Source organism: Oribacterium sp. FC2011, assembly GCF_000701645.1.
In the GTDB taxonomy this organism is placed as follows: Bacteria; Bacillota; Clostridia; order Lachnospirales; family Lachnospiraceae; genus Oribacterium.
In genome coordinates this window covers 21,482-32,307 of record NZ_JNJM01000028.1, presented here as the reverse complement: position 1 = coordinate 32,307, position 10,826 = coordinate 21,482, and the positions used below count along the sequence as shown (strand labels likewise).

Sequence of the window (10,826 nt, the reverse complement as noted above, 5' to 3'; positions counted from 1 at the left end):
TGGATGGCATCACCTACACACAGAGCAAACATCTTAAAGCCTGACTTCACAACTTGCGCAATCTCAACAACAACTCAGAACGGCAGAACATACTGGGCACAGGAATTCGGAATCTAATAAAAAGAATAAAATGATAAACCTCTCCTTATAAATAAATCCTACGCACATAGAAGACCCTATCGGTACACCCCGGTAGGGTCTTTTAGTTTATTCTTGATAAAATAAACTTCGGATTTTGTGGTATCATTAATGAAGATATCAGATCGAAATAGAATCATAATAAAAAATAACTGATAAAACCTGAAAGGAAATAATAAAATATGGGAAAAAGTTTAGGCGCAAAAATCGTGGGGGATCTTCTTAAGTTCTGGCCAAAGCTTTCAGCGGAGGAAAGCGAGCAGAAAATGGTTGAAGCTCTTAAAGCAGAAGAAAAAAAGTCTCCGGCTCCGAAAAATATAGGGACCAGATTTGAGGATAATGAAAACGGCCGCATTTTTTATGTAAATGAGAAGGGCGTATCACGTTATACGGTTTTTTATATTCATGGCGGTGCCTACAGATATGATTTCATTCCTATTCACTGGATGTTTATAGAAAAGCTTGTGAAGGAGACCAATGCTTACGTTATTGCTCCTGCCTACAGACTTGCACCATTCGGGACTTATAAAGAGGCATTTGACCTTATAGTGCCGGTATACAAACAGTATTGTGAGGAACATCCGGAGAAGAAGATTATTCTCATGGGTGACTCGGCAGGTGGCGGACTCTCGCTTGCCCTGACAGAACATTTTAAAGCAGAAGGTATCCGCCTGCCGGACGAGCTGATCCTGCTTTCTCCCTGGGTAGATATCTCAATGGAAAACGAAGACATTAAACAGTATCAGCCTAAGGATCCTTTGATAACAGCAGCCTCTGCTGTTTCGGTGGCGAAGCGCTGGGCCGGGGACCTGGATCTTCATGATCCGAAGGTCAGCCCTATTTACGGTGATCTGAAAGGGATTAAGAACATAACGGTATTCATTGGAACAGATGAGGTTCTGTATCCGGATGTGACAAAGATGTTCAGGATGCTGGATCAGGATGTGTCCAATGAGCTCATAGTGGGAGAGGGAATGATACACATTTATCCTATCTATCCCATAATAGAATCCATACATGCATGCCATAAAATATTCCATATTGTTTTGAGATAGTGAAAGAAAGCCACCGTGGTAAGTTCCAAAGATGAACCGTTCACGGTGACTTTTGTTTATTTCCATAATCTCATTCCATTATGAAGGATACGAGAAGGTCTGACTCATTTTAGGGAGAACGCAGGGGGCTGCTCATTTTACATCACTTTTCTATATTCTGCCGGAGTGATCCCGAATTTCTTTTTAAACAGTCTTGTAAAATATGAATAGTTATCATAACCGATCGCAAGGGAGATATCCCTGACCGGAGTGTTGGTTTCTGTTAACAGCTTTTTTGCAAGCTCCATACGTTTTTCTATAATGTAGTCCATGTAGCTCATCCCTTTTTCCCTTTTGAAAATTTTGGTTATATAGTCAGGGTCAAAGAAAAACATATCAGCCAGATCATTTCTTGATATTTCATCTTTGAAATGGGTATCAACGTAATTAAATAATTTTATGATAGACTGCTCTTCACTGTCAGGCTCGGAAAACCGTGAAAATACTTGGACTATATAGTCCAGGTAAAGTCTGAAGTAGTATTCGGACAGAGAAATATGTCTGTTGAAAAACTGATACGAGTCTTTGCTTAATATATCCTGAGCAGGGATATCCAGTTCATCCAGGTAGGTATACAAAAGCTTGTTGATCTCAAAATAAAGGGTTGAAAGGGTTGTACCGGTTAAGGCACCATTAGCCTTGAGCTTTGCTGAGTACTTAAGTACAATCTGATAAAACTGTTCCCAGTCTTTTGAATTTATTACAGTCATAAGTATATCTGTATCCAGTGGTTGTCCGGGACTTATTTTTGCATCAAAATGGGAAAGAGTAAGTACTTTGTCAATATTGTTTGCATTATCTTTTCTAAGCTGCAGCAATCTGTCCAGAGTAGATGGTAAGGATAAAACAGATTCCGCCTTTGATATGAAAAAACTGGAGTGCAGCATTAGTTTTTCTTTTGTTGTAAATACTATCTCCTCTGCCTGGGTTTTGATCATGTTAAAATGTGATGAGCCCGCTCCCTCATCCTTAGGTACAGGCACTAAGGCTATCAGAAGGTTTTCTTCTGTCTGATAAGGCAGGATCAATCCCTTAGTTGAAAAGTGTCCGCCAAATACAGATATAAAGAGTTTGGTGATCTGCTCATAAATATCATTGATATTGCTGTACTGACATATGATCTGACTGCCATCCTTTAAAACATAGGGATAGATCTGAAAAAGTGATACTATAAACTGATCCCCATCATTAACTGCAGAGTCAAATGCCTTAAGCTTGTAGAGAAAATCATCAGGTGAAATCTGCTTTTGAAGAAGATAGTTAACCCAAAGCTGGTCTCTTGCAGTTTTATTTTTACTGGCATTTGAAACTGATTCTAAAAGAGCATCTTTTATAATGATGGATAACTCATCATAATCAATTGGTTTAAGGTAATAATGAAAGCTTTTAAGTTCCAAAGCTCTTTTGGCATAGTTGAAATCGGCATAATTTGTGAGAAATATGGCCGGTAAATTGTTGCCGTTTTCCCTGAGATACTCCAGTAAATCTATACCAGAACCCTGTGGCATATCTATGTCGCTGAGTAAGATATCGATCTGATTATTATTTATGATCTCTTTGGCTTCTTCAATGCGATATGCCTTAAAGACATTGTCTATTCCAAGTGTTTTCCAGTCTATTCCTTTTTCTAAAGCGATGACAACAAATCTATCATCGTCTACGATTAATGCATTCATAAATAAAATCCTTTCAGTTGTCGTAGGCGGAAACCCACTGCCCTTTGGGCGGTGGGTAGTTGACAAATACCTCTTAATCCGGTGTATATGGTATGTGAAGGATTACTTTTGCGCCTATTGCATCATTATTTGCAAGTATTAATTCAAACCGATTGTCATATAAAAGCTCTAAGCGTTTCAAACTGTTGCTTAAGCCAAGGTGCTGACCATCCTTTGATACAGAGATTCCGTTATTGATCTTTTCTATTATTTCTTCATCCAACCCCTGTCCATTATCTGAAATTGTGATCTCAAAATAATATGGCGTTTTGTATTTGGCTGATAAAGAATCAGTGCTGCAGTCATATTTATCGCAGTTGATCCTGATATCTAACGTTTCTCCGTGTGGTATGGCATGTTTTATGATGTTTTCCACAAAAGTGATAAGCAGGAGTGGAGGAACCTGTACAAGGGCATAGTCCTCTTTTGTGTGTAATTCATATTTTATGGTGTGACCTAATCGTAGGTTTTGAATATTAATGTAATCTTCAATGTGGGCTAATTCGCTGCTTAGATTGATGAAATCCTGATCTGCCTGAAACAGGTAGCGCAGATACTTTGAAGTAAATGTAAGCATTTTTCTTGCGGTTTCAGTTTCTCCTATGCTAAGCATACTGTCGATAGTGGTCAGGCAATTTAAATAAAAATGAGGTTTGATTTGCTGCTGTAAAAAGTGAATAAGGAAGTTATTCTTTTCAAGTTCAGCCTCATAAATATTGATCTTTAGTCTGGTTATTTCATGGGTCAGATTTTTAAACTGCCTGTTTATCTGATTCAGCTCCTGAATATTGGTATCAGATAACATGATGGAAGCTTCCTGTGTTTGATCCGGATCTTCCGGAAGTCTGTCCAAGGCAGATAAATTATCTGAAAATAATTTGATCGGAAGTATGATCTTTCTGTATGTGAACAAAATATATATTCCCATCAGTATTATAAAGATCAGTGCCAAAAGAAAGATCAAAAATAACAGAAAGAATATATGCCCATAATGGCTGAAAACATCCATATAAATGCTTATATCAAATGGAATGTCATACTGTGTATTCTCAATTGCTATTTTGCTGTAAAACAACGAAGCAGGACCTGATGGAACCTCATTAGTAGCATAGAAAACATTGTTGCCTGACTCAAATTGAATGCAGCCCAGTCTGCCAAGGTTTAAAGATGATAGAGGGGCGCTCACGTCTTTCATATCAATTGCACTGGCAAATACATAATCTTTATAGCAGATACAGTAATATAAGAAGGTGCAATCGTTAAATTCATAAGGTGTCCATTCTATGATGTATGAACTTTGGTTTACATCTGCATCATTTATCAGTTTATCCCTGATAGCCTGATAAGCAGCATAATCCAGTGCGATGGAAGAGGCATTGATAAAAAGCTGGTTTTCTTTTGAATAAAAGAAATATTGAAACTCATTACCGATGGCATATTGCATTTCGCCTACTCTGGCTCTCAGGTCCTCGCTGGCCTGACGATAATCACCCATATTGTTATCAGGATTGAAATCCTCCAATACATGTTCGTGAACAACGGTCCATTGAACAAAGTGTGCTACCGCATCCAACTTGTGAGACAATTCTTTTTCATAAATATCAATAGAGTTTTTAATTGAAGCATCATTCTGTCTTCTCATTTCAGAAAAAGCATACCCACTTACCATCAGAAATATCAATCCGATAGGGATTGCAAGAAGCATCAATCTTCTGATATAAAGAGTTGCCTGAAAGGATCTGTTAAATCTTTTTGCTTTCATACAAATTACCTTTTGTAAATCACATTTTTTACATTACTTATTATAAAAGGATAGTAGTGAATACTCTATAAGAATGATATTTTAATTCGGAAAAGTGCTATCAGACAATCGTAAAAGTGCTATTTCTCATTTCGGATTATTTATATGATTTGTTTTGTAAAAAACAAGGAGGCAATCCAAATGAGAGAGTTGGCACTGAAAAAGAACAATAAGATTTCAAATTATTATCAGCTGTATTTATTATTACTTCCCTCGGCAATTCTACTTATATGTTTTTCATATATTCCAATGTGTGGGATCATTATCGCGTTCCAGGATTATTCTCCGGCATTGGGAATTACCGGAAGTCATTTCGTGGGATTCAAAAATTTTCTTCAGTTTTTCAGATCATACCAATTTGGTGTAACGATAAAAAATACCCTCATTCTCAGCTTATATAGCATACTTGTAGGATTTCCTCTTCCTATCCTTCTTGCACTTATGTGTAATCAGATGAGATCAGGGAGATTTAAGAAAGTATTTCAGGTCATTACATATTTACCGCATTTTATTTCAACAATGGTTATGTGCGGTTTGATATTGATCTTTCTTTCACCAAGCAGTGGCTTATTTGCCAATGTTTTTGGCTTATTCGGAAAAGAGTTTCCTAATCTGATGGCAGACGCAGGCAAATTTAAGCATGTGTATGTATGGAGTGATATATGGCAGCATCTGGGATGGGACAGTATCATATATCTTGCGGCTCTTGCCGGAGTAGACCCAAGCTTCTATGAAGCTGCAGCTGTGGATGGAGCTACAACCCTCCAGAAGATAAAGTATATTGATATCCCGATGATACTTCCGACAGCGATGGTACTTTTGGTTTTAAGAGCCGGCAGCATTTTAGGAATAGGCTTTGAAAAAGTTTATTTCTTCAGAATGTTCAGAATATTATGAGTTCTGAGATCATATCAACCTATGTTTATAAGATGGGTATGCAGAGTATGCAATATAGCCTGTCTACGGCGATTGGACTTTTCAACACGGTGGTCAACCTGATCGTATTACTATTCGTAAACTGGGTTTCCAAAAAGACTACAGAAAGCAGTTTGTTCTAGGAGGAAGTAATGAAAACGAAGGGTTTTTCACAAGATAAAGTAGTGAATGTTGTGTTTTACGTTATTGCCATACTGATGATCCTGATGGTTGTTTATCCATTGTGGTTTGTAATCATAGCATCTTTCAGTAATCCGGAAGATGTGGCTACAGGTAAGGTATGGTTTTGGCCAAAAAGCATTGATTTCAGAGGCTATAAGCTGTTATTTGAGCAGGATCAGATATGGAGAAGTTACTTTAATACTATCGTATATACAGTGGTTGGTACCTTAGTGTCTCTGATTGTGAATATAACTGCTGGTTACGCTATGAGCCGCAAGGATCTGCCCGGCATAAAATGGATCAATATTTTCTATATTGTTCCAATGTTTATAAACGGCGGTCTCATACCTACGTATCTTACGGTAAAACAGTTTGGACTTTTGGATAACTGGCTTGTAATGGTACTTCCGTTTGCAGTCAGCACATACAACATTATAGTTGCAAGAACCTTCTTTGAATCGACTCTTCCGGAATCATTATGGGAAGCAGCCCAGCTTGATGGCTGTTCTACTTTGAGGTACTTTTTCCAGTTCGTAATTCCGTTATCAAAGGCGGTAATAGCAGTTGTCGGATTGTGGACAGCAGTTGGCTTATGGAACTCATGGTTCAATGCTTTGATCTATTTACAAAATGAGGATCTGATGCCATTACAGCTGGTTCTGAGAAGAATACTTATTGCAAATGAATCTTTGCTGGGAGCTGCAACCGGTACTATGGCCCAGGAATTAAGACAGCTTTCAGATATGATGAAATATGGTTCTATAGTGGTTTCAACATTGCCTATCATGATGATCTATCCATTCTTACAAAAGTATTTTAATCAGGGCGTAATGATCGGTGCAGTGAAGGGATAATTTAAGTTACAATAAAGAAAGAAGGAGCAGACTATGAAAAAGAAATTGAGTATCGCAATAGGGGGATTTTTAACAGCTTCTATGATGTTTACAGCCTGTGGGGGAACAACATCATCCACAGAGCCGACAAGCGGAAGCGCTGAAGATGACTACAAAGTGGCAACAGTCAGATGGGCTGACTGGGGAGAGGATTATCACAAAGGTTTTCCTGACCAGGCTGCTGCTGAAGCAGGAATTAATATTACCTGGAACACAATATTAAATTCCGATTGGGGTGATAAGAAGGCTGTTCTTCTTGCAGGCAGCAATTTACCGGATGCATTTGTCGGATCGATCTGTTTTACAGAGACTGATATCCTCACTAATGCCGGTACTTTTATAGCATTAGACGATTATATCGATGAATACATGCCAAATCTTAAAAAGATCATGGAAGAAGACGAGACAATGAGAGCACTCGCTACATCTGCTGATGGGCACATCTATGGTCTTCCTTCAAAGAAGCCATGTCGTCCAACTGTAGCAAATCAGATGTTTATCAATAAGGTATGGCTGGACAATTTAGGTCTGTCAGTTCCTACCACATACGATGAGTATGTAGAGGTACTCCGAGCATTCAGAGATGAGGATGCAAATGGAAATGGTGACCCGACAGATGAAATCCCATTTGGTCAGGGTTACGCAGATTCAGTTATGTTCTTCTGTCTTCCATTTGGCACAACCATCGGTGCTGATAGTACATATATGATGGCAGTACAGGATGGTAAGCCTGTATATCTTCCGATTACAGATAACTATAAAGATGGAATCAAAGCTATGCATGAATGCTTCGAGGAAGGACTGATCGATCCTGAAATCTTTACAGAAGACACATCTATGCGTGATGCAAAGCTTATGAGTGAAACACCTATTGTCGGTTCTGCGCCGGGATGGACAGCAGATGCAACATTTGGTGCAAATGCAGATCAGTATGCAGCACTTCCGGCACTTGTTGGTCCGGATGGAAATCAGTACATTTCATCAGATCCGGAGCATTGGAATTACAGCAGATATGAATTTGTCGTAACTTCAGATTGTAAAGATCCCGGTCCACTCCTTGCCTGGGCGGATAAGTTCTATTCAGAAGATGCTTCTATCCAGAATTTTTATGGAGCATTTGGAGTTGGTGTAGAAAAGGATGAGTCAGCAGGAACATATAAGGTTCTTGAGCCAAACGATGGCAATTCGGCTGATACATTTGCCTGGATCAAATCACTTCGTGACTTCGGTCCCAAATATGTTGCAGATGGCTTTAATGACAAAGTTTCATATGCCGGTGAAAATGGTGATGCTGCAAAGCTTTTGTTAGATAAAGATGTGAAGCAGTATGCACGTGAAGCATATCCAAATGTTAGCTATACACCTGACCAACTTAATACTCTTGCAACATTATATGCCGATCTGGAAGCATATGTATCATCAAATCAGGCGACATGGGTTGCTGACGGCGGCCTGGATGAGCAGTGGGATAAATATATTTCACAGCTTGAAATGATGGGAATTAATGATTTCTTACAGATCCAGCAGGATGCATATGATTGCTATAATGCAAATAAATAAAGGGTTTTAAGGAACGGTACCGGAGACGGGCGAGCTTACATATGAAATTGGAGGCTTGCCCATTTTTTATGAAACTCAGAGGAGTAATGAAATGGCAGTGATCTTAGGGGAAAAATACAGAATATCTATCCTGACACATCGTTTGATCAGGCTTGAATATCAGGAAGATGGCCTATTCGAAGACAGAATTACAAAAGCTGTTGTAAACAGGACATTTGATGATATTAAAGTGAAGAGCCGGAGCGAAGATGGATATCTATATGTGGAAACAGACAGTCTTTTATTAAAATATGATCAGAAACCATTTTCTACAAATGGCTTGGAAATAAAGCTCAAGGATTTTGGGACAACCTGGCATTATAGCATCATTTATGGAAATTCTGACAGGAATCTACTCGGAACAGCACGCACTTTAGATGAAACCGATGGAAGAGTAATGCTTGAACCGGGAATCTTTGGACGTAACGGTTATGCGGTATTGGATGATAGTATAAGTCCGGTTCTCGATGAAACAAATGAGTATGTAAACAGAAATACTGATGGACTTGACATTTATTTCTTTGGATACGGCACAGATTTTTATGAAGGGCTCAGGGATTTCTACAGGCTTTGCGGTAAAACTCCTATGATACCAAGATATGCTTTAGGAAACTGGTGGAGCAGATATTATCGTTATTCTGAAGAATCCTATAAAGAGGTTGTTGATAAATTTGAGCAGGAGCAGATACCTCTTTCCGTAGCTGTTATCGATATGGACTGGCACATCACTGAGGTAGATGAAAAATACGGAACCGGATGGACAGGATACACCTGGAATAAGGAACTGTTCCCTGATCCTGGCAGGTTTTTAAAGATGCTCCACGACAGGGGATTAGCTGCAACCTTGAACCTTCATCCTGCAGACGGCATCAGAGGCTTTGAAGATATGTATGAGGATGTGGCACGGGAAATGGGGATCGACCCTGCAACTGAAAAGCCGGTGGAATTTGATCTCAGCGATTCAAAATTTCGCGATACATATTTCAAAAAGGTGATGAATCCCATGGAGGATGAAGGTGTTGATTTCTGGTGGATCGACTGGCAGCAGGGTACCGGAAAGCCTGATGCTGTTGATCCTTTATTCTTACTGAATCATTATCACTATGTTGATCAGGAAAAAAGAAATATCAGACCTATGATATTCTCCAGATATGCAGGTCCCGGCAGTCATAGATATCCGGTGGGATTTTCAGGTGATACTATTTCCAGTTGGCGCAGTTTAAATATTCAGCCATTTTTCACAAGCACATCAAGCAATATCGGATATGGCTGGTGGAGCCATGATATCGGCGGACATATGCAGGGAGATAAAAATGACGAGCGTCTTGTAAGATGGATCGAATATGGTGTTTTTTCTCCGATCATGCGTTTACACAGCAGCAACAGTGCGTTTATGAATAAGGAGCCATGGGAGATAGATGAGCCATATAGAGGTGTTATCAGGAAATATATGAGGCTGAGACATGCCCTTCTTCCATATCTTTATACTGAAAACTACAGAGCATATAAAGAAGATAAACCGCTGATCAGACCGATGTACTATGACTACCATAGCTTTGAAGCGTCATATCATGTACCTAATGAATATGGCTTTGGAGAATCTTTGCTTGTTGGTGCGATCACAGAGCCAGCCGATGAAAAGTACAGAGTTGCTTCTGTTAATATGTTGATTCCGGACGGAATCTGGTATGACATATTTAACGGACGTATTTATAAAGGAGCAGTTAAGCGTAAGCTGTATCGTAAGCTGGATGAAATACCGGTACTGCTTAAGGCAGGCGGAATCGTGCCAACGTCTTTAAATGATCGTGAAAATGGTACTGCCAATCCTGAAGGAATAGGGCTTTATATAGGGGCAGGAGCAAATGGCTGTTATACAATGTATGAAGATGATGGAACTTCCATGAATTATAAAAAGCAGCAGCTTGTCACTACTGAATATAATGTTGTTTGGGATGAAAATGGCGCAATTGAGATCAATATAGGTAAAGCTGAGGGCATACTGTCATTGATTCCAGGTGAAAGAAAATATGAGATCAGGATTTATGGTGTTGATTTAGTCAAAGATAAGTTTGCTGTTTCTGTTTGTGGAAAAGAAGTGTTGCAGGATGATCAGGATATTTGCTTTAAGTATGATGATAAAAGATCAATACTTACAGTCACTTTATCTAAGGTCATATCGGAGTGCGGCTTAGAATTGTCTGTTTCAGGACTGGAGCCGGGGAAGAATGCTTATAAAGAACAGGTAACCGACTTGTTGAAGAGGGCATGGTCTGATAATTGTGAGAAGGATGCTGTTTTCAATGCCTTAAATAGTTTGGGACATGATGATTTCCTTAACTGGTTAAAGGAAGATAACTGTTCTGAATTACTGAAAGATGCAGTCACTGAGTTATGTATGTAGAATGTACATAGACGAACTTGTAAGTATAGAGCGGAAGATTAATTTGATGATGCAAGGAAGAAGTGCTGTGAGCCTATAACAGTT

The 10,826-nt window shown here is 39.0% G+C and carries 7 protein-coding genes; 5 read left to right on the top strand and 2 right to left on the bottom strand.

Annotated elements, in window-relative coordinates; translation table 11 throughout:
- Nucleotides 1-320 precede the first annotated feature (320 nt).
- The gene (locus T357_RS0116370) at nt 321-1,193 is read left to right on the top strand and encodes an alpha/beta hydrolase fold domain-containing protein (RefSeq protein WP_049962521.1); all 873 of its coding nucleotides are present in this window, start codon (nt 321-323) and stop codon (nt 1,191-1,193) included.
- Nucleotides 1,194-1,330: 137 nt separating this feature from the next.
- On the opposite strand, the gene T357_RS0116365 is transcribed toward T357_RS0116370, so the two are convergent.
- Nucleotides 1,331-2,908, bottom strand: coding sequence for a response regulator transcription factor (locus T357_RS0116365; RefSeq protein WP_031554922.1), 1,578 nt, complete (start codon nt 2,906-2,908; stop codon nt 1,331-1,333).
- Nucleotides 2,909-2,981: 73 nt separating this feature from the next.
- Entirely contained in the window at nt 2,982-4,709 is a 1,728-nt protein-coding gene (locus tag T357_RS0116360; RefSeq protein ID WP_031554920.1) for a sensor histidine kinase, read from the bottom strand.
- A gap of 180 nt (nt 4,710-4,889) precedes the next feature.
- Between T357_RS0116360 and T357_RS19490 the strand changes: the two genes are divergently transcribed.
- From T357_RS19490 to T357_RS0116340, 4 genes are all read left to right on the top strand, one after another.
- Nucleotides 4,890-5,645 carry an ABC transporter permease subunit gene (locus tag T357_RS19490; RefSeq protein ID WP_242840134.1) on the top strand — a complete coding sequence of 252 codons (756 nt, stop codon included), beginning with the start codon at nt 4,890-4,892 and terminating at the stop codon, nt 5,643-5,645.
- A gap of 170 nt (nt 5,646-5,815) precedes the next feature.
- The gene (locus T357_RS0116350; RefSeq protein WP_031554919.1) at nt 5,816-6,700 is read left to right on the top strand and encodes a carbohydrate ABC transporter permease; all 885 of its coding nucleotides are present in this window, start codon (nt 5,816-5,818) and stop codon (nt 6,698-6,700) included.
- 33 nt (nt 6,701-6,733) lie between these two features.
- A complete protein-coding gene (locus T357_RS0116345; protein ID WP_031554918.1) occupies nt 6,734-8,299 on the top strand; it encodes a type 2 periplasmic-binding domain-containing protein in 1,566 nt (521 codons plus the stop codon).
- Nucleotides 8,300-8,390: 91 nt separating this feature from the next.
- Nucleotides 8,391-10,742, top strand: coding sequence for a glycoside hydrolase family 31 protein (locus T357_RS0116340; protein ID WP_044917236.1), 2,352 nt, complete (start codon nt 8,391-8,393; stop codon nt 10,740-10,742).
- Nucleotides 10,743-10,826: the final 84 nt, after the last annotated feature.

Coding starts and splice junctions, on each gene's coding strand:
- T357_RS19490 (WP_242840134.1), top strand. CDS start 4,890: ATGAGAGAGTTGGCACTGAAAAAGAACAATAAGATTTCAAATTATTAT.
- T357_RS0116345 (WP_031554918.1), top strand. CDS start 6,734: ATGAAAAAGAAATTGAGTATCGCAATAGGGGGATTTTTAACAGCTTCT.
- T357_RS0116340 (WP_044917236.1), top strand. CDS start 8,391: ATGGCAGTGATCTTAGGGGAAAAATACAGAATATCTATCCTGACACAT.
- T357_RS0116365 (WP_031554922.1), bottom strand. CDS start 2,908: ATGAATGCATTAATCGTAGACGATGATAGATTTGTTGTCATCGCTTTA.
- T357_RS0116360 (WP_031554920.1), bottom strand. CDS start 4,709: ATGAAAGCAAAAAGATTTAACAGATCCTTTCAGGCAACTCTTTATATC.
- T357_RS0116350 (WP_031554919.1), top strand. CDS start 5,816: ATGAAAACGAAGGGTTTTTCACAAGATAAAGTAGTGAATGTTGTGTTT.
- T357_RS0116370 (WP_049962521.1), top strand. CDS start 321: ATGGGAAAAAGTTTAGGCGCAAAAATCGTGGGGGATCTTCTTAAGTTC.